General features: G+C 35.4%; 26 protein-coding genes and 1 pseudogene. 24 read left to right on the top strand and 3 right to left on the bottom strand.

Annotated features, from left to right (window positions below; genetic code table 11):
• Positions 1-39 precede the first annotated feature (39 nt).
• The 10 genes from hpaE (at position 40) to AC3IS5_RS13205 (ending at position 9,523) form a co-directional block, all read left to right on the top strand.
• Positions 40-1,557: a 5-carboxymethyl-2-hydroxymuconate semialdehyde dehydrogenase gene (gene hpaE, locus AC3IS5_RS13250; protein ID WP_489424841.1), complete on the top strand. Its 1,518-nt coding sequence runs from the start codon at positions 40-42 to the stop codon at positions 1,555-1,557.
• A 26-nt stretch (positions 1,558-1,583) separates the two neighbouring features.
• Complete coding sequence (gene hpaB, locus AC3IS5_RS13245; protein WP_489424840.1) at positions 1,584-3,062, top strand: 4-hydroxyphenylacetate 3-monooxygenase, oxygenase component; 1,479 nt, start codon at positions 1,584-1,586, stop codon at positions 3,060-3,062.
• Between the two features lie 16 nt (positions 3,063-3,078).
• Entirely contained in the window at positions 3,079-4,062 is a 984-nt protein-coding gene (gene hpaD / locus AC3IS5_RS13240) for a 3,4-dihydroxyphenylacetate 2,3-dioxygenase (RefSeq protein ID WP_489424839.1), read from the top strand.
• A 40-nt stretch (positions 4,063-4,102) separates the two neighbouring features.
• Positions 4,103-4,576: a flavin reductase family protein gene (locus AC3IS5_RS13235; RefSeq protein ID WP_489424838.1), complete on the top strand. Its 474-nt coding sequence runs from the start codon at positions 4,103-4,105 to the stop codon at positions 4,574-4,576.
• Positions 4,577-4,601: 25 nt separating this feature from the next.
• A complete protein-coding gene (locus tag AC3IS5_RS13230) occupies positions 4,602-5,498 on the top strand; it encodes a cytidyltransferase (protein WP_489424837.1) in 897 nt (298 codons plus the stop codon).
• A gap of 137 nt (positions 5,499-5,635) precedes the next feature.
• Complete coding sequence (locus AC3IS5_RS13225; protein ID WP_489424836.1) at positions 5,636-6,010, top strand: DUF485 domain-containing protein; 375 nt, start codon at positions 5,636-5,638, stop codon at positions 6,008-6,010.
• A 4-nt stretch (positions 6,011-6,014) separates the two neighbouring features.
• The gene (locus AC3IS5_RS13220) at positions 6,015-7,565 is read left to right on the top strand and encodes a solute symporter family protein (RefSeq protein WP_489424835.1); all 1,551 of its coding nucleotides are present in this window, start codon (positions 6,015-6,017) and stop codon (positions 7,563-7,565) included.
• A 47-nt stretch (positions 7,566-7,612) separates the two neighbouring features.
• Positions 7,613-8,341 carry a fumarylacetoacetate hydrolase family protein gene (locus AC3IS5_RS13215; protein WP_489427887.1) on the top strand — a complete coding sequence of 243 codons (729 nt, stop codon included), beginning with the start codon at positions 7,613-7,615 and terminating at the stop codon, positions 8,339-8,341.
• A complete protein-coding gene (locus AC3IS5_RS13210) occupies positions 8,338-9,123 on the top strand; it encodes a fumarylacetoacetate hydrolase family protein (RefSeq protein WP_489424834.1) in 786 nt (261 codons plus the stop codon). Before AC3IS5_RS13215 ends, AC3IS5_RS13210 begins: the two co-directional genes overlap by 4 nt.
• A 13-nt stretch (positions 9,124-9,136) precedes the next feature.
• A complete protein-coding gene (locus AC3IS5_RS13205) occupies positions 9,137-9,523 on the top strand; it encodes a 5-carboxymethyl-2-hydroxymuconate Delta-isomerase (RefSeq protein WP_489424833.1) in 387 nt (128 codons plus the stop codon).
• A gap of 254 nt (positions 9,524-9,777) precedes the next feature.
• Here the strand turns inward: AC3IS5_RS13205 and AC3IS5_RS13200 are convergent.
• Positions 9,778-9,930 (bottom strand): annotated as a pseudogene (locus AC3IS5_RS13200) (site-specific integrase); the annotation flags it as partial.
• Between the two features lie 409 nt (positions 9,931-10,339).
• Between AC3IS5_RS13200 and AC3IS5_RS13195 the strand changes: the two are divergent.
• The 7 genes from AC3IS5_RS13195 (at position 10,340) to AC3IS5_RS13165 (ending at position 16,691) form a co-directional block, all read left to right on the top strand.
• The gene (locus AC3IS5_RS13195; RefSeq protein WP_489424832.1) at positions 10,340-10,666 is read left to right on the top strand and encodes a nucleoside triphosphate pyrophosphohydrolase; all 327 of its coding nucleotides are present in this window, start codon (positions 10,340-10,342) and stop codon (positions 10,664-10,666) included.
• Positions 10,667-11,429: 763 nt separating this feature from the next.
• Entirely contained in the window at positions 11,430-12,860 is a 1,431-nt protein-coding gene (gene pdxR, locus AC3IS5_RS13190) for a MocR-like pyridoxine biosynthesis transcription factor PdxR (RefSeq protein WP_489424831.1), read from the top strand.
• A gap of 367 nt (positions 12,861-13,227) precedes the next feature.
• Positions 13,228-13,674 (top strand): YfmQ family protein, encoded by a 447-nt coding sequence (locus tag AC3IS5_RS13185; RefSeq protein ID WP_489424830.1) that lies wholly within the window; start codon positions 13,228-13,230, stop codon positions 13,672-13,674.
• Between the two features lie 613 nt (positions 13,675-14,287).
• Complete coding sequence (locus tag AC3IS5_RS13180; RefSeq protein ID WP_489424829.1) at positions 14,288-14,971, top strand: copper amine oxidase N-terminal domain-containing protein; 684 nt, start codon at positions 14,288-14,290, stop codon at positions 14,969-14,971.
• A 16-nt stretch (positions 14,972-14,987) separates the two neighbouring features.
• Positions 14,988-15,242: a hypothetical protein gene (locus AC3IS5_RS13175; protein ID WP_489424828.1), complete on the top strand. Its 255-nt coding sequence runs from the start codon at positions 14,988-14,990 to the stop codon at positions 15,240-15,242.
• Positions 15,243-15,247: 5 nt separating this feature from the next.
• Entirely contained in the window at positions 15,248-16,168 is a 921-nt protein-coding gene (locus AC3IS5_RS13170) for an FAD:protein FMN transferase (protein ID WP_489427886.1), read from the top strand.
• Positions 16,158-16,691 (top strand): ferric reductase-like transmembrane domain-containing protein, encoded by a 534-nt coding sequence (locus AC3IS5_RS13165; protein WP_489424827.1) that lies wholly within the window; start codon positions 16,158-16,160, stop codon positions 16,689-16,691. Before AC3IS5_RS13170 ends, AC3IS5_RS13165 begins: the two co-directional genes overlap by 11 nt.
• Positions 16,692-16,766: 75 nt before the next feature.
• Here the strand turns inward: AC3IS5_RS13165 and AC3IS5_RS13160 are convergent, their stop codons facing one another.
• Both AC3IS5_RS13160 and AC3IS5_RS13155 read right to left on the bottom strand, forming a co-directional pair.
• Complete coding sequence (locus AC3IS5_RS13160) at positions 16,767-18,005, bottom strand: sensor histidine kinase (RefSeq protein ID WP_489424826.1); 1,239 nt, start codon at positions 18,003-18,005, stop codon at positions 16,767-16,769.
• Positions 17,998-18,675 (bottom strand): response regulator transcription factor, encoded by a 678-nt coding sequence (locus tag AC3IS5_RS13155; RefSeq protein WP_489424825.1) that lies wholly within the window; start codon positions 18,673-18,675, stop codon positions 17,998-18,000. Before AC3IS5_RS13155 ends, AC3IS5_RS13160 begins: the two co-directional genes overlap by 8 nt.
• Positions 18,676-18,973: 298 nt before the next feature.
• On the opposite strand from AC3IS5_RS13155, the gene AC3IS5_RS13150 reads away from it, so the two are divergent.
• The 7 genes from AC3IS5_RS13150 to AC3IS5_RS13120 all read left to right on the top strand — a co-directional run bounded on the left by AC3IS5_RS13150 (position 18,974) and on the right by AC3IS5_RS13120 (position 24,146).
• Positions 18,974-19,447 (top strand): DUF2231 domain-containing protein, encoded by a 474-nt coding sequence (locus AC3IS5_RS13150; protein WP_489424824.1) that lies wholly within the window; start codon positions 18,974-18,976, stop codon positions 19,445-19,447.
• Between the two features lie 918 nt (positions 19,448-20,365).
• Complete coding sequence (locus AC3IS5_RS13145; protein WP_489424823.1) at positions 20,366-20,920, top strand: site-specific integrase; 555 nt, start codon at positions 20,366-20,368, stop codon at positions 20,918-20,920.
• Positions 20,921-21,427: 507 nt separating this feature from the next.
• Positions 21,428-21,601 carry a hypothetical protein gene (locus tag AC3IS5_RS13140; protein ID WP_489424822.1) on the top strand — a complete coding sequence of 58 codons (174 nt, stop codon included), beginning with the start codon at positions 21,428-21,430 and terminating at the stop codon, positions 21,599-21,601.
• Positions 21,602-21,906: 305 nt separating this feature from the next.
• Positions 21,907-22,329 carry a hypothetical protein gene (locus AC3IS5_RS13135; protein WP_489424821.1) on the top strand — a complete coding sequence of 141 codons (423 nt, stop codon included), beginning with the start codon at positions 21,907-21,909 and terminating at the stop codon, positions 22,327-22,329.
• Positions 22,330-22,368: 39 nt separating this feature from the next.
• On the top strand, positions 22,369-22,596 hold the full coding sequence (locus AC3IS5_RS13130; protein ID WP_489424820.1) for a hypothetical protein: 228 nt from the start codon (positions 22,369-22,371) through the stop codon (positions 22,594-22,596).
• A gap of 540 nt (positions 22,597-23,136) precedes the next feature.
• The gene (locus AC3IS5_RS13125; RefSeq protein ID WP_489424819.1) at positions 23,137-23,640 is read left to right on the top strand and encodes a hypothetical protein; all 504 of its coding nucleotides are present in this window, start codon (positions 23,137-23,139) and stop codon (positions 23,638-23,640) included.
• Between the two features lie 320 nt (positions 23,641-23,960).
• Entirely contained in the window at positions 23,961-24,146 is a 186-nt protein-coding gene (locus AC3IS5_RS13120) for a DUF3817 domain-containing protein (RefSeq protein WP_489424818.1), read from the top strand.
• Positions 24,147-24,222: the final 76 nt, after the last annotated feature.

Here is a 24,222-nt window from a genome sequence, read left to right as displayed (position 1 = left end):
TATTAAAAAAAGAAGAGTATTAAAAAGGACGTGAAAAGAATGAAATCGCAAGTAACTGACAAACAGAAAGAAGCAGCACATACGCAAGTGGATGATATAAAGCTATACATTAACGGGCAGTTTGTTGACAGCAAGTCCGGTGCTTCTTTTGAAAATAAAAATCCATTTACGAATAAATCTATAAATCGCATTGCAGAAGGCCGTGAAGAAGAGATGAATGAAGCCGTCAAGGCTGCAAAACAAGCGTTTGAGCAAGGGCCATGGGGCAGCATGAAAATGGAAGAGCGTATGAAATACATTCATCGAATTGCAGATATCATTGATGAGGAGATTGAAGATATCGCGTTTTTGGAATCTTTGGATACCGGCCTGCCGATTAGCCAAACGAGAAAACAATCCGCCCGTGCTGCTGAAAATTTCCGTTTTTATGCGCGGATGGTTCAGACAAAATTACATGGTGAATCTTACCCAATGGATGATGAGTTCATTAATTACACGGTACACGAGCCATTAGGTGTCGTTGGTTTGATCACTCCATGGAATGCACCATTTATGCTAGAGACGTGGAAAGTGGCGCCTGCTTTGGCAACAGGAAATACAGTTATATTAAAACCGGCAGAACTTTCACCGTTAACAGCTAATAAACTGGCTGAAATAGTCCATAAAGCCGGAGTTCCAGATGGCGTATTCAACGTTGTCCATGGATTCGGTGAAACTGCTGGAGGTACCCTTGTTGCTCACCCAGATGTGAAAGCGATTTCTTTTACAGGTGAAACGACAACAGGATCAATTATCATCAAAAACTCTGCCGATACTTTAAAGAAAACGTCCATGGAACTTGGGGGTAAGTCACCTTTAATTGTATTTGATGACGCAGACCTTGATCGTGCACTTGATGCAGCTATTTGGGGTATATTTTCCTTTAATGGAGAACGCTGTACATCTAACTCTCGAGTCTTTTTGCATAAAAACATAAAAGATCAATTTATTGAGAAGTTAAAACAACGCGTGGCCAATATTAAAATAGGCGACCCAATGGATTCATCGACCGAACTTGGGCCTTTAATTGCAACAGAACACTTCAATAAAGTAAAGAAATATATTGAAATCGCACAACAAGAAGGATGTAAAGTCGTCCAGGGAGTGGTTCCAGAGGAACTGAAAGCAGGCAACTTTGTACCACCGACGCTCCTGTTAAACGCGAAAAATAACATGAGGGTATGCCAGGAGGAAATTTTCGGACCGGTTATGGCAGTCATCGAATTTGAAACGGATGAAGAAGTGATTCAAATGGCAAACGATGTCCGTTATGGTCTGGCCGGATTTGTATGGACAAATGATTTGAAGCGGGCCCATCGTGTTGCAAATGCGGTTGAGGCAGGGATGCTTTGGATTAATGCACAAAACGTTCGCGACCTTCGGATTCCATTTGGCGGAACGAAAGACAGTGGCATAGGAAGAGAAGGTGGCCATTACGCAATTTTCGAATTTTATACAGAACCGAAAGTAGTCCATGTGGCTATTGGTGATCATCATATTCCACAGTTTGGAAAATAAAACTTTCTGAAAAGGAGAGAAAAAGAATGCCAGCAAAAACAGGGAAACAATATATTGAGAGAGTCGATAATGCACAGGCAAATGTGTGGATCAACGGTGAACAGGTAAAAGGAAAAGTTTCCGAGCATCCAGCTTTTAAAGGAGTTATGAAGACTCAGGCTGAGTTATATGATATGCAGCATGATCCAACGAAAAAGGATTACATGACATATGTATCGCAGACAACAGGTAACCGAATTGGTACATCCTTTATCCAACCAAAAACAAAGGAAGAACTGGTCATGCGCCGCAAAATGATGCAGGAGTGGGCTAAATACAATAACGGCATGATGGGACGCTCTCCGGATTATATTAACGTCGGTATGATGGCGTACGGAGCGGCTGCTGAAATGTTCGGGAAACAAGATCCGATGTACGCCAAAAATATGGAAAATTACCTGGAATATTGCCGTGAAAATGATTTGTCATTAACACACACGTTAATTCAGCCACAAGTAAACAGAGGGGTCAATTCCGCTCAGCTTCCAGATCCGTATATTGCTGCACGGATTAAGGAAAAGACGTCAGAAGGAGTCGTCATTAAAGGGGCACGTCTATTAGCTACACAGGGCGGCATCACCGATGAAATTATGGTATTCCCTTCTACATTATTGAAACAATCAGAGGAAGAAAACCCATATGCGTACGCATTTTCCATTCCGAATAACACACCAGGCTTAAAGTTTATTTGCCGCGAATCATTTGATTACGGAAAGTCTAATTTCGACCATCCACTCGGTTCTAGGTATGAAGAAATGGATACAATTGTTGTCTTTGATGATGTCGTGGTTCCATGGGATCGTGTTTTCTCACTTGGTGACGTCGCTGTCTGTAACGAAGCATACAACGCAAGTAACGCCGTTGTACATATGACGCATCAAGTTGTATCGAAAAACGTTGCAAAAACGGAATTTATACTAGGTATTCTTCAGTTGATGGCAGAAACAATCAATATCGGCCAATACCAGCATATCCAGGAAAAAATCTCGGAAGTCATTATAGGGCTTGAAACAATGAAAGCCTATGTCACGGCATCAGAGGCTAATGCAAAGATAGATAAATGGGGGACAATGACGCCTGATTTCGCGCCGCTAAACGTTGCGCGCCATTATTTCCCGAAACTTTACCCACGCTTCACTGAAATTATGCAGTTGATGGGTGCAAGTGGATTGATGGCGATTCCGAATGAAGCTGATTTTAACTCTGAAATTCGTCCGGATTTGGATAAATATTTACAATCCGCTACGGGAAATGCATACGACCGTGTAAAATTGTACCGCCTTGCCTGGGATGTATGCATGAGTTCATTTGGAACGCGACAAACACTGTATGAGCGTTTCTTCTTCGGGGATCCGGTACGCATGGCCAGCATGCTTTACAACGGTTATGACAAACAAGTATATGTGGATCGCGTCAAAGAATTTTTAGACCGTTCGGAAGAGCTCGTTAAAACAACTACTTATTAAAGGAGGATGAACAGTAATGGATTTTAACATTATCCGAATTGCCAGAACAGTTATTAATGTAAAAGACTTGGATCGCTCAAGAGATTTTTATGTCAATGCATTGGGGCTCATTGAAACGGAAAGCAATGATGAGTATATCTATTTAAGAGGGCTTGAAGAGCATACCCATCACAGTTTGGTATTGAAAAAATCTGAGAAGCTGGGCGTTCACGCTCTTGGATACAAAGTAGAAAAAGAGGAAGACCTAGATCGCATAGCAGAATTATTCCAATCAAAAGGATTGAAGACGAAATGGTTGGAAGAAGGGACACAACATGCTCTTGGACGCGCTCTTCACGTTCATGATACATCGGGAATGCCACTTGAGTTCTTCTGTAAAATGGACAAAGCAGAGCGCTTGATCCAGCGTTACGACTTATATAAAGGAGCAAGAATTCAGCGCATTGATCATGTGAACTGCGCGGTACCAGATGTAGAAAAAGCGCAAGAATTCTTCATTAAAGAATTAGGTTTTGCCTGCTCTGAATACACGGCAACAGAAGATGACCGCATATGGGCAACCTGGCTGCATCGTAAACAAACCGTTCATGACCAGGCGTTTATGAACGGAGAGGGTCCTCGCCTTCATCACTTTGCCTACTGGCTGCCGGATCCATTAGCAATCATTCACTGCTGTGATGTCCTTGCTTCTCTAGGGTATGCGGAAAGCATTGAAAGAGGTCCAGCTCGTCATGGATTGTCGAACGCGTTCTTCCTGTACTTGAGAGATCCCGATGGATACCGCATTGAGCTATATAATGGAGACTACTTAACGAGTGATCCTGATTTTGAACCGGTACGTTGGGATTTGAATGATCCAAGACGCCAAACGTTCTGGGGAGCAAAAGCACCGGATAGCTGGTTTAATGAAACATCACCGTTTTTGGACATTGAAACTGGAGAAGAAGTCCAGGCAACGTCACCGACGCTGGAACAGCGCAAGCCTGAATTCATTATTTAAAAAGTTTTAAGAAAATTATGAAAATGACGGAGGGGTACTTATGGATGATCGTACATTTCGAAATGCCATGGGAAAATTCGCGACAGGTGTGACGGTAATTTCAACCGATCTGGATGGCGAAGCACACGGGATGACAGCGAATGCTTTTATGTCAGTATCGCTGAACCCACGACTGGTTTTAATCTCAATTGGGGAAAAGACAAAAATGCTGGACAAAATTAATGAATCTGGGAAGTTTGCCGTTAATATTTTGTCTGAGGAACAGCAGGAAGTATCCATGTTGTTCGCGGGGCAAATTAAAGAAGAACGGGAAGCGGAATTTGATCGTCTTAATGAAGTATCAGTCGTAAAAGACGCACTGGCGAATATCGTCTGCAGTGTTTATGGAAAACAGGTGGCCGGTGACCATACACTTTTTATTGGTAAAGTGGAAGACATTATTCTCCGTGAAGGTACTCCATTAACCTTTTTTGAGGGGAAATACGGAAAGATCGTCGAACGTCAAGTAACTTAAATTCAGAGAAAGGGGAGGGCAAACGATGGAAACGATTTATATTCGACACCCGATTGCGGAATCAATCGCCACCGAAATGGAATCTTGTGTTCTGGCCCTTGGATTTTTCGATGGAGTTCATATCGGTCACCGAGGAATTCTTGAAACTGCAAAAAAATTGGCTAAGCAAAAACAATGTACATTTGGGGTCATGACGTTTTATCCGCATCCAAAAGATATTCTGTTTCCCAACCGGGAGTCAATGACTTATTTAACACCGCTGTCTGTGAAAGAAGAACGTTTTGAAAAGTTGGGCGTTGAAAAGTTATTTATCGTTGAATTTAATCCAGACTTTGCTCGTCTTTCACCTGAAGATTTTGTTAATCAATATATTACAGGACTTCGATGTAAACATGTGGTGGCCGGTTTTGATTACCACTATGGCTCTAAGGGATTGGGGAATATGGAAGCGCTATCAAAACATGGATTAGGAAAGTTTGATGTTACAACTGTGCATAAAATTGAGCATGCGAGTGAAAAAATTAGTTCTACGGCAATCAGAGAGTTGCTGGCAGGTGGCCATGTAAAAGTAGTTCCCGATTATCTAGGTGAGTATTATGAAGTTCATGGGGATGTAAAACAAAACTCTCTTTTCTATAAAAATCATCAATTTATTAAAGTGTCGATAGATAAAGAATATCGAGTACCTAAATTTGGTGTATATCAAATTCAGGTTGAATTGGATGGTCATATATATGAAGGAACTTGTCACCAAATTTCAGTACATGATCAATGCTCCTCAATATTACTTCAATTGAATGATTGTTTCGTAGATACCTCAATGAAACGGGTCAAAGTTAAATGGATTGACTATTTATACGGAAAACAAAATGAAGCATTCGGCGTAAATGAATACACCCAAAAAGATGAACACGTCATTTAATTTCCTATAATGGCGCTTTAAGTTGAAGGAATTAAATACGCCATAGAAGAGATGACAGAGCTGAAACTAGTAGTTTTAAATCGAAATTAAAGAATAAGTTTTCCAAATTTAATGAAAGATGAGGTGCTAAAAAAATAATGGAACTAAATGAACAAACGACGGCAAAGCAAATAATGGAACTAAATGAACAAACGACGGCTGAACATCATTTGTTGGATTATGAAAAAATTTGCGCTTCCTCCGAGTTTCAGGAACTACTGGCAGCAAAAAAGAAATTCATCATTTTTACAACGATTTTCTTTCTTGCGTTCGCCTTGTTGCTTCCTGTTTTCGCTTTCTACTCGGATTGGCTGACAAAACCGTTCTATGGTCCCATTTCTTGGGCATGGCTTTTTGCCTTTGCTCAATTTGTGATGACATGGATCATATGTGGGCTTTATGTAAAAAAGGCAGCAGTGTTTGATGAGATGGCAGCAAAGGTGTTGAATCAAGCAGGAGAAGGGAGAAGTTGAATAAATGGATATTAAAGTAGTATCAATGTTTCTCATGGTTGTACTTATTACTCTTCTGATCACTTTTTATGCTTCCAGAAAAACGAATAATGCCAGTTCGTTTTATACTGCCGGCGGTGGTTTGAAAGGATGGCAAAATGGCTTTGCTATTGCAGGAGACTTTATGTCGGCTGCGTCTTTTTTGGGGTTAATCGGTGCGATAGCACTCGTCGGCTATGACGGATTTTTTCTCATGTACGGTGCACTCATCTCGTATCTTGTCGTCTTGCTTCTCGTCGCCGAACCGCTTCGTAATTTAGGCAAATACACCCTCGCTGATATGATAGCAGAACGTTTTAAATCGAAAAAAATTCGCGGAGTGACTGCATTTAATGCGTTAACCATCTCAGTTTTTTATATGCTTGCTCAATTAGTTGCAGCAGGTGCCATTTTTAAATTACTGCTTGATATTAACTATGAAATATCAGTTATTTTAGTCGGACTAGTGATGCTGACATTTGTTGTATTTGGCGGGATGTCAGCAACAAGCTGGGTGCAAATTATAAAAGCAGTTTTGCTTCTCGGCGGTACCCTTTTTATTTTTATTCTGGTCATGGCTAAGTTCGACTTCAATTTTCTTCGTATTTTTGAAGAAATGAAAACAGCAACCCCATTGAGCGGTGCTTATCTTGATCCGGGTGCAAAATATACAAATGGACTTGATGCGATTTCATTGACACTAGGATTGATTCTTGGTACAGCAGGTTTACCACATGTGTTAAGCCGCTTTTTAACTGTTCCAGATGCAAAAGTCGCAAGAAAATCAGTTGTATATTCAATCTGGATTATCGGTCTATTTTATGTCATGGTGATTTTTCTCGGTTTTGCAGCAGCCCGGTTTGTCGGAGCAGATACAATTATGGCAGCAAATCCGGCCGGAAATATGGCAGCTCCTTTACTGGCCGAAATGCTAGGTGGCGACACATTATTTGCAATTATTTCAGCTGTTGCATTTGCGACAATTTTAGCTGTTGTAGCAGGTATTGTTGTGACAGGAGCGACCGCCTTTTCACATGACTTTTACAATGAAATATTAAAAGATGGTAAGGCTTCAGAAGCGCAACAAGTACGTATGGCTAGAATTGCGTCGATCGGAATTACGATCATTTCGATTATCATAGCACTCTTTGTTCAAAATATGAACGTAGCTTTTCTTGCTTCATTGGCTCTAACTGTAGCAGCCAGCTCCAATTTGCCGGTCATTTTATTTACAGTATATTGGAAACGTTTTAATGTCACAGGGGCGATTACTGGTATACTCGTAGGCTTAATTGGAACAATGGTGCTTGTAGCCATAAGTCCGAATATTTGGAATCCAGTACCTGGTGCAGCTTTATTTGAGGGTGAGGCGTTATTTCCATTAACGTCACCGGGGATTGTGTCCATTCCGCTCGGTTTTCTAGGCGCATACTTAGGTACTATTTTATCTACTAAAAAGGAACAAACAGGAAATTTCCAGGAGATATTGGTGAAGTCTAATACAGGAAGTGATGTAAAAGGCGTCAATCATCATTGATTGGAAAAAGGGAGTGACTCACATTGGTAAATGTAAGAATTCGCACAATGCAGCGGCAAAATGAAGTGTCTATCCAAGAAGGGGAAGTGATCACAACACCTATAGATCCCCCCGTAACAGGAACTATATATGGAACCCTTTTAAATTATAAAGGGGCTCTTGAAGTACTTGGAGATGCGGTTCATGAAGCGCCTTATAAGGAATCGCCAAAAGCGCCTGTCTTATACATTAAGCCAGCAAATACTGTAATAGGCCATAGGATGGCTATTCCTGTTCCAGATGATTCAATAGAACTAGAAATGGGTGCGACGCTTGGTGTAGTTATCGGTAAAAATGCAACACGTGTGAAGGAAGAAGATGCGCTGTCTTATGTTTCTGGCTATACGATTGTTAATGATGTAAGCGTCCCGCACGATAGTATATATAGGCCTGCAATTAAACAAAAAGCACGTGATGGTTTTTGTCCAGTCGGTCCGTGGGTTATGCTGAAAGAAGAGATTAACAATCCGGATTCTTTAGAAGTGAAGGTATTTATAAATGGTCAATTAAAACAGGAAAGTAACACACAGCAATTAATCCGTCCTGTTGCTCGATTAATTGCTGATGTAACAGATTTTATGACGCTCCGCCCTGGAGACATCCTTCTGACAGGGGTACCGGAAAATGCACCGTTGGCAAAAGTAGAAGACGTTGTTCGAATTGAGATTAATGGAATTGGTTTTCTTGAAAATAAACTCGTACATGAAAAAGACTGGAATTGGGGTGGCCGTTCATGAAGAAAGCAAGAGTAGCATATAGTGGAGCAATTTATAATGCTGTTGAAAAAAAAGGTATGCTTCAACTCCATGATGGCCGTCTTGTACAGGAGAATGATGTTGTCTGGCTGCCGCCTGTGGAGCCGCGTACGGTATTCGCACTCGGTTTAAATTATGCGGACCATGCGAAAGAATTGGCGTTTAATGCACCTGAAGAACCACTTGTCTTTTTGAAGGGACCGAACACATTTATCGGTCACCGTGCTGAAACAAGGCGCCCTTCTGATGCAGAATACATGCACTATGAATGTGAACTGGCTGTCGTTATCGGCCGACCTGCTCGCAATGTAGCGAGAGAAAATGCATATGAATATGTCACCGGCTACACGATCGCCAATGATTATGCGATTCGTGACTATTTGGAGAATTATTACCGCCCTAATTTGAAAGTGAAAAACCGAGATACATGTACACCAATTGGACCATGGCTTGTTGATGCAGAGGATATTGCAGATCCAATGAACTTGAAGCTGCGTACGTATGTAAATGGCAAACTGACACAGGAAGGTTCAACTAGCAACATGATTTTTGATATACCAACACTTATTGAATATTTGAGTAGCTTTATGACGTTAAATGAAGGCGACATTATTTTAACCGGTACACCGGAAGGGCTTGTTGATACTGCCGTTGGCGATGAAGTTGTGACAGAAATTGAAGGAATCGGACGGCTTGTTAATACGATTGCTGGTGATAATACTTTTTTAAGAACGGATAACAAGAAAGCCGTTCTTGATCGGTGAAAGGGATGAGAGCATGCCGCATATTATTGTTGAATATACCGACAATTTAAAGAAAGAAGCAGACATCCCGAATTTACTCAAAAAAGTAAATAGTGTATTGATTAGTCACAGCGATATTTTTCCGACTGGAGGGATTCGTTCAAGAGCTATAGAACTTCAGGATTATCGAGTAGCAGATGGCGCAGAAAATGATGCATTTGTTCATACAGTTTTGAAAATCGGCTCGGGCCGGTCGGATGTGGATAAGAAGAAGATCTGTGATGAACTATTTGAGGTAATCAAGGGGCATTTTGCCGACCTGTTTGCCAAGCGCTACCTGGCGCTGTCCATGGAGTTGATGGAATTCAGTGAGACAGGCACTTATAAACATAACAATATCCATGCCCGTCTCAAGAAATAGTTCCTGCCGTTATTTGATTTGTTGCAATAACTACTTTGCTTTTAGTTCGGGAATGTAACAGATATTTTTGAAGAAAAATTAAACCCTCAAAAATGAAATAGTGCTTCTATAGATGTCTAATAGCAACTGTTCTCATTATATTGAGGATCTAATAAGTTGAAAAGAATGAAAAACCCTTTATTTAATAAGGGTTTTTTACTTTTAATGGATTCATTGTGTATTAATATGTAGTCAAAAATGAATTGTGTGTTTGAATAATTTTCGAATTTTTGAATAGCCTCAGCTTTCGCTTTGTTTGTTATATGGACATAGATATCCATCGTTGTTTTTACATCTGAGTGGTCTCAACGATCTTGAACTTCTTTAATGCAAGCTCCTGCTTCAAAGAGTAGGGAATAATGTGTGTGACATTCAATCATTTTGTACTTAGGGCCTCTAAGGGAACATTACAAAAGAGCTGGGGTGAGAGAAAAAAATCATGGGGTGTAAAACAAATAGATAGATGTATTCAAAGTTATCAAATGATATATTTAGACATCGAATATAAACCGATAAAATGACAGTTGAAAGTGTAGCGGAAACAATTGGATCCATTTTAGATATTCATTTACTCGATGACAACAGAAATAAATCTAGGAAAAGATTGGACAGAATTAAAACACAAATAAAACAGATCCGATTTATTAATTTAATATGTTAAATTCTTCAGGGGTTCCTCAGTCTGCGAAACCAACCACGAATCTATACTTGATGAAAATCTCTTAGAAACCCCGTCGTGATTTACCATTTAAGTTATCTCAGGAGGAGTGATCAAAAATGCCCACATACAACAAATTAGTACGAGATTTAATCCCTCAAATAATTGGAATGTCTAGAAAAGAATGTACAAGTCGTGTTCTAGCACCAAAAGAGTATTTAGCAGAAATCAAATTAAAAATGTTAGAAGAAGCGCTTGAATTTAAAGAAGCAGAAGTACCAAAAGACGCAGTTGAGGAGCTCGCAGATATAGTAGAGTTAGTTCATGCTTCATTGACTGTTTATGGGGTTTCTTATGAGGAGCTGGAACAGATTCGTTTATCAAAAAAAGAAGAACGAGGTGGATTCTCAGAGGGTATCTATTTACTAGAGGTTGAGGATGACTGACCTATAGTACATAATACTTTTAAAGAAAAACACTTTGCTCTAGCATTCAATGTTTCAAAAGAAGCTCAAGAACTCCTTTATGATTGGACTTTACAGATTTGTAACTATCGATTGCATACATACTTTGAAAAGATGATGATGAAGTTGGAAGAGTTTCAACGTACAACAAATTAATATTGAAGAACAGCTTATGCCCAAATACATAAGCTGTTTTTTTATATACATGAATCTCTACTCCCGTGCATAGAAAACTACCTTCCCCCTCAAATATTTGGAATTTCATCAATATATTAAATGAATATCTGAAAGAAAATGTTCAGTTAAAGGGAAACCGATATAAGGGAATTTTATAATTGGTGAATATAGGATAAAACTTAAAGTAAGTACTATTATTTTATTATTAAAAAGTGCGTCTCTATATAAGATAGAAACGCACTTACCCAATGCACTACTTATTCGTCTTTAATAACAATAAAAACACCACTGAAAATTAAAATTGTACCCAACCAAAAAGAAAGTCCTATCGTCTCTACTATAGGTTTGTATGGATTTTGATTCACAATTGATTTTTATAATAGTTGTACAAAATTTGAAATACTATGAGTTTTGAAATATAACACAAAATGTACTAAAACTAGAACAATAATTTTAGTATAATTTTATTGAAATAAATAGGCGGCAAATTAGCGTTCTTATTGGAAAATGTGTAAAAGATAAATGGGGAATTTAAGCAAGTTTAATAGAAATAATGAGGTGAGTATATATGGATTGGAAACCTGATAGAAAAGCAAAAAAAGCTATCTATAAACAACTCGCAGAATATATTGAAAAGGGAATTGCAGATGGTACATTTCCCCCTGATAAACCATTGCCATCAGAGAGGAATTTAGCAAATATTCTAGAGATAAATAGAAGTACTGTGGTTAATGCATATGACGAATTAGAATCGATTGGGCTAATTGAAAGAAATAGAGGAAGTGGTACTACCATTAGTAAAGATATATGGGGTATAACAAAAAAAAGAATTCCTAGCTGGAATAGGTATATTGAGGCAGGTTCTTTTTTACCTAATCTACCTGTAACACAAAAAATAAGAAAAGAAGCTGTTGAACATAATTTAATAAATTTAGCTGCAGGTGAATTGTCAGAAGACCTTTTTCCAAAAAGCTTTTTAAGTGAGATAACCTCAACACGTTCTTTAATTGGAAGCTTAGGATACGATCATCCGCAGGGGAGTGAAATCCTAAGGAAAACCCTTACAAAACACATAAAAAAAAGTCGTGGAATCGAAACTAATCCTTCTTCAATACTTATTACATCAGGAGCGCAACAAGCATTACATTTAATTGTACAATGTTTGTTAAAGCCTGGAGATGCAATAGCAATAGAAGATCCTTCTTACAATTATAATCTTCCAATTTTTAAATCAGCAGGTATACAAATACATTATCTACCTGTCGATAGGGATGGAATTAACCCTGAAGATTTGCAGTCATTATATAAAAAACACCGTATTAAAATGATTTTTTTAAATCCAGATTTTCAAAATCCAACAGGTTCCTTAATGAATGTAAAAAAAAGAGAAGCTATTTTAGATATATCCTCAAATCTTGGGATTCCAGTAGTAGAAGACGATCCTTATAGTTTAACAGCTTTTTCAGGAGATAAAATGCCTACCCTTAAATCAATGGATAAGAATGGAAACGTATTATACATTAGTTCTTTGTCCAAAATTGTTGCCTCAGGATTAAGAATAGGGTGGATTATTGGCCCAACATCGGTGATTGAAAGATTATCCGATGCAAAGCAGCAAATTGACTTTGGACATTCTATCTATACACAATGGATAGCGAATGATTTTTTAGAATCAGAAAATTTCAATTTTCATATAAAAAGTTTAATTAAGGAATTAGAAAAAAGGAGAGATAAAATTATAAAAAGCCTTGATGTTTATTTAAAAGGCCAGGTGGAATATTCTATTCCTCAAGGTGGTATTCATATTTGGTGTAAAATACTTAAAAATTTCAATGAAATTCAATTACTTGAAGAATCAATTAAAAGAGGCGTCATTTATGTTCCTGGTTCTACAATGGGATCTAAAAATGGATTTGTTCGTTTTACTTTCGCAAGAGAAGATGAAGATTCTATTGATGAAGGAATCAAAAGGTTTGCAGAAGCTCTTAATTGTTTGTAAACATTTCCTTCTGGAAAAGCATCTTTTATATTCTAAGAAGATTTGTTATTAACATTAATTTTGAATTTTATTCCTAAGATAAATGGATGGTCAAAAAATAATCCAATTGGATGGTTATTTAAAAAATAAATCCTTTATTATTAAGAGGTAGTTAATGAAACATCTTATAGGCTAATTAATAATTATTTGTGGCTTTGAATGTGAATTGATTTACAATTTAACATTTGTATACAAAGGGATACCGGATGTTTTTAACGTTGTCTTATTAAAAAAAGCCATTGTTTGAAAATTACTATTTCGTGATAGTATACTATTAAAATAAGGGTCTATAGTAACGAGATATTATTATTGAAGGAGTTGATATAATATGACATGGACAGTGGCAATTATGATAGTGATTGGAATTATTTTCAAATTGTTAATGAGTCCTCCAAATGCACTTGTGGCATGGGTTTTAGATAAATTTGAACTTCATCAAAAACTTGATTCAGAAGATGTTACTGTAACATTTAACGGAAAGAATTTAGAAGAGGAAGAAAAAATTAGATTTATAGAGTATTTTAATGAAGCTAACTTTTTAAAAAAACATTATATATTTCCAGGCAATGAAAAATTATTTCTACATCCAGAGACTAATGTAACTCCATTTGTCATCAATTTAAAAAAGGGCAAAAAAGATGTTAATTACTTTGTTTATAATCCCGATAATCAAGTTGATGTAGTTAAGCAGTGGAAGAAGAAAGTAGTTTCCTATAGTCTTAGATCTGATGATCTGCAAAAATTTAAAATGTCAACTAAAAGAACAGTGGAGTAAGTATACTTTTAAAGGTATATACAGGATTTTACCTTCGTGTGTACAAGTAATCTGCTCAACTAGTGAATGAAGAATTTGAGGAGTCAGTTTTTCTGAAGAAAGAATATCCTTTAACTTTTTGCTGATAGATAATGAGAAATTTTCGTCTACACATTCGTTCATTTTTTCATTAAGATGAGTTTTTTAGTTTGATGTTCTTTGATTTTATTATCTGTTAGTTCGCGGTATTCGACTAATTCTTCTTTTGAGATAATATTATCAGTGAACAAATTGATGTAATCTAATCTCTTTTACTTTAAAGCATTGTGCAGTGGCCTTATGTCATTCAGAATGATATGGATCAGTTCTTTTTCACGAACTACGACTTTATTCACACAGAATTGATCATCATGCCTCAAGTTACCACCACATTGATATCCTTTCTAATTGACTTAATACCACATACCTCTCTGACATATTGAAGAACAGCTTATGAGCAAATGCATAAGCTGTTTTTTTATATGCATCAATCTTTACTCTCCTTGAAAAAAACTATCTCCCCTCCCTCAAATTTTCAGTTGAAATTCATAATGATCAGTTAAAATGAAGTCAAATAAATAGAGAAGGTGATCAAATGTATAAAAAAATTCGCTTAGCTGTAATGCTTTTCTTTTGTGGGACATTGGTTGATGGGGCCATGGTGAAAGCTGATGATGAACACAAAAATAAGTATGAAGATAAATACGAAGATGAAGATGATGATGAGTATGAAGAAGGATATGAAGATGATGATGGTGATGATGATGAGTATGAAGAAGAATACGAAGATGATGAAGATTATTATGAAGAGGAATACGATAAATTAGGTGATAACGATGAATTAAAGACTATTGAAAAAGGTAATTGGAATATCTGGACAAGAAACTTTCCAAGAAATAAAGAGGACTTGCCTTTTACAGATTCTAAAACAGTCCAGCTAAAAATTAGTACAGATAACGCTGTTAGGGATATTTACGTAATGCCAAAAGATGGGGAGTTTTTTGTTCAAGGGAAAGTAGTTTCAGAGTTTTTAGGCGCAAAAGCATCATTTTATAAAACTAGTAGAATTTTAGAGGTGATTTCTGAAGAAACAAAATTATTATTCCGTGCGAATACGAACGTGGTCTACGAAAACAATGTTAAAACGCCTTTGCCTGCAGTTTCTTTTTATATAAATGAAGAAATTTATTTGCCATTAAGTGCAATTGCAAATGGCTTAGGTTATGTAGTTGAATGGCAAGAAACAGACAATATGTTTTTATGCCAAAAATTATCCTAAAAAAGGGGAGAAAGGTATGAAAGATCAAAAGAAAGCAAAATGGGTTTTAGGGACATCTGGGGTCGTGTTATCTGCATTGTTATTAACTCAAATGAAAGATATAACTCAGACTGAAGCGAACGATACAACCAGCTATAATTTTACTACTGAACAAGAGAAACAAATGACGAAGAAAGAAAAAGAGTTTGTTAAGCTTGATTGGTCAAATTTTGAGATAGAAGCGGTTGAGCCATCACCTGTACAAAGTGATCGTAAAACGCGGAGGTCATAGACGTGATGAACCAGATGGATACACTGTCTCTTCATTTGATGAATACAGACTTTTATATAGCGGTTCCAGAAAACAATCAGCCAGATTGGAAAGGAAAAGTAGAGAAATGGCTTCAATATGTGGCCAAAGAGTGGTCTAGATTCGAAGATAATAATGAGCTATCTAAATTGAATCGTTTAAAAGTAGGGAACACGATGCAAATTTCTACTTTATTATTCGATTGCCTAAGTAAAGCAAATCACTATTACCTTCTTTCAGATGGCTTATTTTCACCTTATTTAAAACGTCAGTTAGAACAACATGGCTATAATCAATCATTTCCGCTAGAGAGCATTGTTAATGAACATATAAAAATAGACACGGTAAATAGTCTTCCTTTTGAATTTTTACACAATCAAAAAGTACTGAAATTGGCTAACCACGAAGTTGATTTAGGTGGTTTTGCAAAAGGGTATGCAATAGAAAGAGTAGCGTTATGGCTTCAAAGTCAAGGCTTTACTGAATACGGTATTATTGACGGTGGTGGTGATATGAAGATGTGGTCTGATGGAAAAAAAGAATGGACAATTGGTATTACACATCCTCTTGATAATGATCGTGAAATCAGCTATATCAAGATGAAAACGGGTGCGATCGCGACTTCGAATTGTTTATATAGAAGTTGGACGCAGGGAAATACAAAAAAGCATCATCTACTCAATGGACAAACAGGAGAAATTGCGAGTACAGGAGTAATTCAAGCTACGTTTGTCAGCGATTCATTATGTGAAGCAGAAGTAGGGGCTAAACTATGCTTTCTGCTAAATGATAATGAACAGCAACTGTGGTTTGAAAAAAACTTTCAACAATGTGCAAGGTTTGTAGTAAAAGAAGATACAGTGGGGTATTGGAAAAAGTCAAAAGGGGAGAGCGCAGATGTTCAGTAACACATGGGAATGGATTCGCATTTTTGGATTTCTCGCCTACTTTTATTTTACGATAGCAGTTATATTTGGTTTGTTAAGAAAGTCTTCATATGTAAAGTTAAATAAAAACTTAATCTATCAAATCCATCAAAGTGCAGGTTGGATGGGCTTACTCATTTTATTGGCGCATCTGCTCTTATTAATCATTGATCATTATGAACCTTATACTATATTGGAAATTATTCTACCATTTACTTCTGGTTATAAGCCCCTCCTATCTAGTTTAGGTACAATTGCTTTTTATTTGTTTTTCGTTGTGATGATTACGTCAGATCTATTGTTACCAAAAATGAAACGTAACGTATGGAAAAAAACACATTTCCTTGTATTACCTGCATGGATATTAGCTCTCTTCCATGGCTTATTTATTGGTACCGATACCGGAAATATTTTTGTCATGTTATTTTATGGAGTGACTGCGAATGTAACAGTATTCCTCTTGATTTTACGTATGACGGGTCAAAAAAAGGCGGTACTCCAATGATAAGTGAATATAGAAACTATAAAAAAGCGCTTTGTAATATCTTTTGTGAAAGAATACAAAGCGCTCGATTATAATTTATAGAGTGGGAAAAGAAATAGTGAATGTTGTACCTTTTCCAATTTGACTAGCTACATTAATTGTTCCATTATGTTGTTTGACGATCGCTTTTGCGATAGAAAGTCCTAAACCTGTACCATTTCTTTCGCGAGCAGAATCACTACGATAGAAGCGATTGAAAATTAAAGGGAGATCCTCTTGATGAATGCCCATTCCAGTATCTTGTACAAGGATTTTAATTGAAGACTCTTCTTGTAAAAGAGTTAATGAAATAGTTCCTTCTTTTGTATACTGAGCGGCATTATCTAGCAAAATATAGATTAATTCTTGAACCCTTGTAGAATCACAGTGAAATTTGACGTTCTTATTTATATTTTGGGTAAATGTCACTGATGAAGTAATAGTTCTTTCAAATTTATGCCCCAAATTTGTTAGTAACTCAGAAAGATGAATAACATCCATGTTTAAAGGGAATTGATTTTGATCATGACGTGCTAGGAATAATAATTTTTCCAATAAGTCTTTCATTAATTGAGATTCTTCTTTTAAATCAACAATTAATTCTTTCCCAAATGGACTCAATTTCTTTGCTTCATCTGTTTCTAATAAATCCAATGAGCTATAAAAAACGCTTAGAGGTGTTCTTAATTCATGTGATGCATCAGAGACGAATTTTTTCTGTTTATCGAACGATTGTTTAATAGGAATCATGGCTTTTCCAGCTAAATAGTTACTAAGTAATCCGATGAATAATGAGAAAATACAAGTTAAAACAACTAGCAACCAACTCATCTTTTGGAAAAAGTGATATTGTGTTGTAATAGATTTTCCTAAAATGATATAACCTTCAACTTCATTTGCATTTTTTATTGGTTTTTTTAATAATAGAAAATGTTGTTCTTGCCACTCTAAATGACGTTCAGAACTTTTTGCAGCATTTTCTTGTTGGAATATATTCTCAAGTTCTTTATACAATCCTTTAAATGACTCTTTCCCGTGTACTAATCCATGATCTTTTGTATAGACATAATAGAAGAAATTACGGTTTGGGTCATAGGACAAATGTTTTTCTTTATCATCTTTGTGTTCGAAAAAATCGTGTTGTTCTTTTAGATAGTAAGATTCAAGTTCTTTTATTTGCTCATTTTCCATCAGCTTAGTGAGTGAAAAAAAGAGCACAACAATAAAAACGAGGATAAATAGGAAATAACAAGCAGCATACAACAGTGTTAACTTCTTCCTTATACGATTAAACATAAGAATCTCTCAATTTGTAGCCAATTCCTCTTACATTTTGAATAATTGATTGTCGCTCGTTTTCATCTATCTTTTTTCGAACAAGCTTGACTAGAGCATCGAGTGCATTATTCGAGATATCTTGATCATATCCCCATATATGTAAAGAAATTTGATCACGCGTTAATACTCGACCTTTATTAATAAATAAATATTCTAATAGGAGAAACTCTTTTTTTGTTAATTCAATTTCTTCATTGTTTCGTAATAGTTTCCGTGAGTCTAATTGCAATAAGAAGTTATCTACTTTTACAACTTGTTCAATAGGTCTATCTTTTCTTCGTAATAATGCCCGAATTCTTGCAAGTAGTTCTTCCATTTTAACTGGTTTTACTAGATAATCATCTGCCCCTATATCTAACCCTTGAATAATATCGGCTGTGTCATCTTTTGCAGTCAGCATTAATATGCCCCCTGTGTATCCCTTACGCCTTACTTCCTGACAGACTTCAATACCACTGAGTTTTGGCATCATCCAATCTAAAATAAGCAGGTCATATTCATCACACATAGCATAATCTACTGCATCTTGCCCATTATCCACTGCATCAACTTGGTGAATTTCACGTTTTATTATTTGAACTAAATTCTTCCTTAACCTGGCATCATCTTCTGCTAAAAGTATTTTCACAATTAGTTCACCTCTTTTAACTGCTACATAATGTATAAAATTATACACGTCATTTATGAAAAGAAACTGAAAAAAACGTTTCGATTGATAATTACTTTTCATTATAATGGAAAATGGTTTAAACAAGTGAAGGAGTTTGCTCCATATACTATTAACTCTACTAAAATAATTTACATGTCCCAGCAGAGCCTTAACTTAATAGAAGCAAAACAAAATGAATAGATAAAAGAATATAAAAATTTCAGACGTTTTTCAGTCTGTATGAGTACGATTATAAAAAGAGAGGAGATTGATCTTAATGCCATTACATCCATTGATAGTCCATTTTCCTATAGCACTACTTGTATTTGGAGCAGTTATTGAAATTCTAAATGTTTTTTTCAAGAAGGAAACACTCAACAAATTCGGAACGCTTTTAATAACATTTGGAGTTATATCAGGAATTTTTGCACTTTTAAGTGGGGAGGGAGCAGAAGAGTTTGCTTTTCAAAACTGGGGACGGGGTTTACATGACCAAGTAGAATTGCATTCGTTTTTCGCCAATATTTCCATCATATTATTCGGTATACTAGCAATCGTCAAAATCGTGTTCAAGCACGACGTTATAAGCTGGAAAAGATCTAGAAACAAACTAATAAATAGAGGATTAATTTCAATTGTTATTGTAATTCTAAGTATCTCAGGTATAGCATCTCTAGCAATTACAGGTGACTTAGGTGGGAAAATTGTTTATGAAAACGACAACATCATAATCGATAACACTACTAAATAATCGTTTTTTTTATAAAACAAATGGTCATGTTCCACAAACATGTTAAATCGCTCTCCGACGGCTGTCATTAACAATTTACATCCCTATGAAATGAACTTTAGTTGTAACACGGAAAAAATACATAATCCGTGAATATTCACTATTTCATAAGATTGGAAAAGTATAGTTTCATTAGTCAATATACAGACACAACTACTTTCTTTTTAAACAAACAATATTGTACGGTACTGTAAAATTCGCTAATCTAGTAGTAACTTCGGATATTATCGTAGTAAATTGTTTGTAGGAGAGAAATTAAGCTGACAAATCCTGTTGGTCAGCTTAGGTTAGCTGGCTATTTTGACGGCTGTTAGCTATTAATATTATTATTTATTGCGATGACTATGAAGTATATGTTAGATATTCCAATGGCTGTTCGCATTGTTGGCTAAATTGATTTAATGATTCTTTTTTTTATTAATTTTATAACCCCTTTTTTATAATATTTTTACATAGTTTTTATAGTAAATAAACCTAAAGTTATGTTTTTTTGGGTTGTTATGAGGTACTATATTTAGCTTAGTAATTGTTTAAAAGGAGATACTTATGATTAATATAAATAAAAAAATATATTGGCCTTTATTAATATTGTTTATAGTTTTGATGTTTATAATGCTGTATTATGTTCCAGATAATAAAAGAATGTACATTCTTTTATTACCGTTATTTTTTTGATGATTTATTTACTTTTGAATAAGTTTTGTAAAAAATAAAATGTATTTTCTAGTGAAAAAGGTGGTCCTTTAAGGGTTGCCTTTTTTAAATGTATGAAAATGTATATTTTCATACGTTTTTTTTGTGTGGTTTTACTGGGTTCTTTGTTTTGTGATACACTAACATACATATAATGTACGATATTGGATGAAATGAGGGGTTCAGATGGCCAAAGAAAAGAACGTGCAGCCATTGCGCACGAAGGCAGAAATTGAGGATTTCCGGTGGGCGCTGACCAAGTATGCGCGCGCTCGAGATCTGTTTTTATTTAATCTAGGGATTAACGTTGGGTTACGGGTGAGTGATCTGGTCCCATTGAAAGTGGAAGATGTCCGAGGGAAAACACATTTGGTGATCACCGAGCAAAAGACGAAGAAAACGAAACGATTTTTGATTCCACGGGCCACAAGAGAGTTGATCGAGTCGTATACGCGCGATATGAGCTCGTCTGCGTGGTTGTTTCCGAGTCAGAAAGGAAACGGACCGATTTCGACGACGCAAGCGTACAGAATCCTGCAAAAGGCGGCCGAAGCGTTAGGGCGTGACGATATTGGCACACATACCATGCGAAAGACGTTTGGGTATCATCATTACAAGCAACATAAGGATGTCGCGGTGTTACAGCAGCTGTTTAATCATTCCGCACCTTCGATCACGATGCAGTACATAGGAGTTACAGAAGATGAAGTAGATGCGACAATGGAGGATTTTTCTTTATGAGAAGTTTTAATTAAAGATGTCGATTGAATCTTAAAATAGATGCTTCTCAATTATCATAACTGAGAAGCATCTATTTCTGGTTGATTTTTTAATTCTTAATTTTTAGTATTAATAACATTTCTACTTTTTCTATTTATTATTTTATATATTCTTCATTCAATATAATTATTATAAGAGTAATTATCAAAAGAATATATCCAAGGAACCCAATTTTACTATCATTATATTTACTTTTCTTTTGTAGTATATTTTCAATAATAACAAAGAAAATAGATCCAAAAATCAAAGTCCCAATATACAAGTAGCCAGAGAATAATAAAATTAATAATAATGAACAAAATATTAAATATCTAAAAAATCTACTTTTAAACATAAATCCTCCTTCAATACTTTAAAGTTCTTATTTTATTCTAACATTATAATTGCACGATATGTTAAAATGTGAAAAAACCGGGAAAATGAGGGGAAGGTCACTAGTGCAGAGTGGCCGCGAGGTGATTAAATTTTATGATAAAGAAAATAAGAATTACTTTCTTTGTAATAGGAATTATTATGGTTTTTTTAGGTTTTTTTTATTTATTAGGTTATACAGAAAATGATTTTAATAAATATTGTCTATATTTAGGAATGATAGTTGTTGTTTTTTCAATACCCGGAAGAAAATCAAAAAAAGATAACTAAGTTATTAATGTTGGATTGAGAGTGAGTGATCTGGTACCGTTGAAAGTGCATTTGGTGATCACCGTAGTTTTTTTACAATTAATTTAGTAGTGACAATAAATTTAAAATTTTTAATATCTAATTTATATGGATAATACCTTTTTGTTTTAAATAATTTTTAATTATTTTTACTCAATTTCCTAAATGAACCTATTTTTTACAATTATTTTAGTATAATTAGTAAAAATGATAGGGGGAAGTATTAATGAAAAAGAAAAAAATGATGAAACTTTTTTTTTAGTTTAATGTTAGTAACTGTTTTGAGTTTGTCTTCATTTGTTGGAGTATTTGATCATGAGGTTGAGGCGGCAAGTGCACCTAAAAAAGGTTATGTAGCTGCAACGACTACTTATTCTGGTGGGGGTCATAAGAGTACTAGTCGTGGTGTTGATATGTATATGTCAAAAGCAGATGCAAATGCGTATGCAGCTGAATTAAATATTAGTTATAAGTCTACAATTGCGTGGGGTGCGGCTTCTTTTATTAAGGGAATTGGTCCTTATATTACAGTAGCGGGAATTGCTAATACTTTAGCTTCTCAAAAAGCTGCAAAACAAATTTTAGCACTAACTAAAAAAGGTAAAAAAGTTCATGTTTTTTCCTCATACGGTATGATAAGTGTAAAAGCATGGAATGGTAAAGCATCTTCTATAAAAACATCTATGCCTAAGAGTAGTACTAACTTTTAAATTTCACCCCCCTATTTTTATCAGGGGGGGTTATATTGAATGAGATTTTCTATTTTTTATGCAATGAAATATAATATTATTATTTTAAAGGAGAGGTTTAAAATAAATAAACAAAAGTATTTTATATTACTTATACCAGCAATAATTATATTTATAATTATGGTGTTTTTATTGCCAGAAGAAAAGAGATTTTATTCACTATTTGTTCCCGTTATATTTTGGATAATATATTATACTTGGGCAAGAAAATCTAAAGTGAAGGAATAGTGGTAGGAATAAAAAAAGATGATCATGAGTAGCAAAGGCTACTCTTTTTTATTTTGACCGACTTTTTGTGATAGTTCCTCGATAAGAAGGGAGACATGTGGCGGTTGTCAATCTGAATTTGCGGTACCGGACCGAAGGGAGGATAAGGAGCGAATTTAGATTGACAACCTCACAGCACCCGAATCCTCTTGGCACTGAACAAACCATGTTTGTTCCTGCCAACCGGCGAGGGCGGGAATTTTTGAAACCTGGGTTTCAAACCACCGAAGGTTAATGCCATCCAAGGCCGAGTAAAAGACGAAGAAAACCACGAATGACTGCTAATGCAAGAAACGAAATGAAGAATATCACTAGAAGTAATTCGAAATATACGGTTACACAGCCGAAAAGCAACTCAACAAAAGTTAAAAATAAATCTACCCACAGATACATTATAATAAATAGAAATGATAAAAAACTTTATTCTTTTGGTTTCTATATCTTTTATGTTAATTTCAAGAACCAAAAATAATATATATACGATTATTGAGGAGGAATAATATGTCTGAATATCATTCGATAAAATTTGTAAATTTGGAAAGCAACGAAGTTGTTGATACCATTTTGATTCATGATGATTTTTTTGGGTATGTAGGGCAAGAATCTCAAGAAGCATTAAATTTACTTGATAATATTCCAGTAATTTACCCAACTGAAAAGGAACTGAATGAATTAACGATTTTTAAAAATCGTAAACCTGTTAAAAAGGGGCTTGAACTTACAAGTGTGAACGTTTTAAACCATTTTTCCTTTGAAAATTTGCAATCTTTAACTGATATTTGGAAATCGCTCACTTTGAAATTAGAAGGAGATTTTTATTATGTTTCAGATTTTGAGTTTTCAAAGGAAGAAAAAGAAACCTTATCTTCTGAAGAGTTGAAAGATTTAACAAAAGAGTATTTAGAAAAAGAGAAGCTAATCAAAAATCTAAAAAAACTTTTGGATAGTCTAAAAAAAATATCTTTAGACGGCGGAAATTACCTTTTTGTATGGGAAGGAATTTAAATTACAAATTAATTAGTTATACAAAAGGACAAGTATGATTTAAATAAACATAGCCAAAAATTTAAAAGGATACGTGCGTAGTTTTTTTGCTATTGTACATTTGAAAAGTCGATTAATTCCCACAAGGGAGTAATCGGCAACCAACACACGTTGAGTGGATAGAAATGTATCGTAGGGAGAGTACACCCCTAATTAGCAATTGGCTGATACAAAAAAACAAAATAAGAGGACAGATCAGGTAGGTCACTAACCAAGTAAGGGATGGTTAAGAGGGCGTGCTTTTTTTTGCGTCTCAAAAATCGGATGGAGGAAAAGTGAAAATGAGAGATGCAGCACATGGTTTTATTTTCGTCGCTTACGTTATAGTTATTTTATATATAACAATTCGTGTTCGCTGGAATGTTATTTGGTCATTACTAGCATTTGATGTAGCATTTATACTATTTGGAAATTTCATATATGATATCAAATTAAAAAAGCTTGAACAGCGTTATTATAAAGCCTGACAATTAATTGTCAGGCTTTTTTAGAGCTATTTTTAACAATAGAACAACTGTCATAATGTAAGCCGGCTTATTTCTT

The sequence above is a fragment of the Viridibacillus sp. KH_047 genome, assembly GCF_057838945.1.
This window is presented reverse-complemented; position numbering and strand designations above follow the sequence as displayed.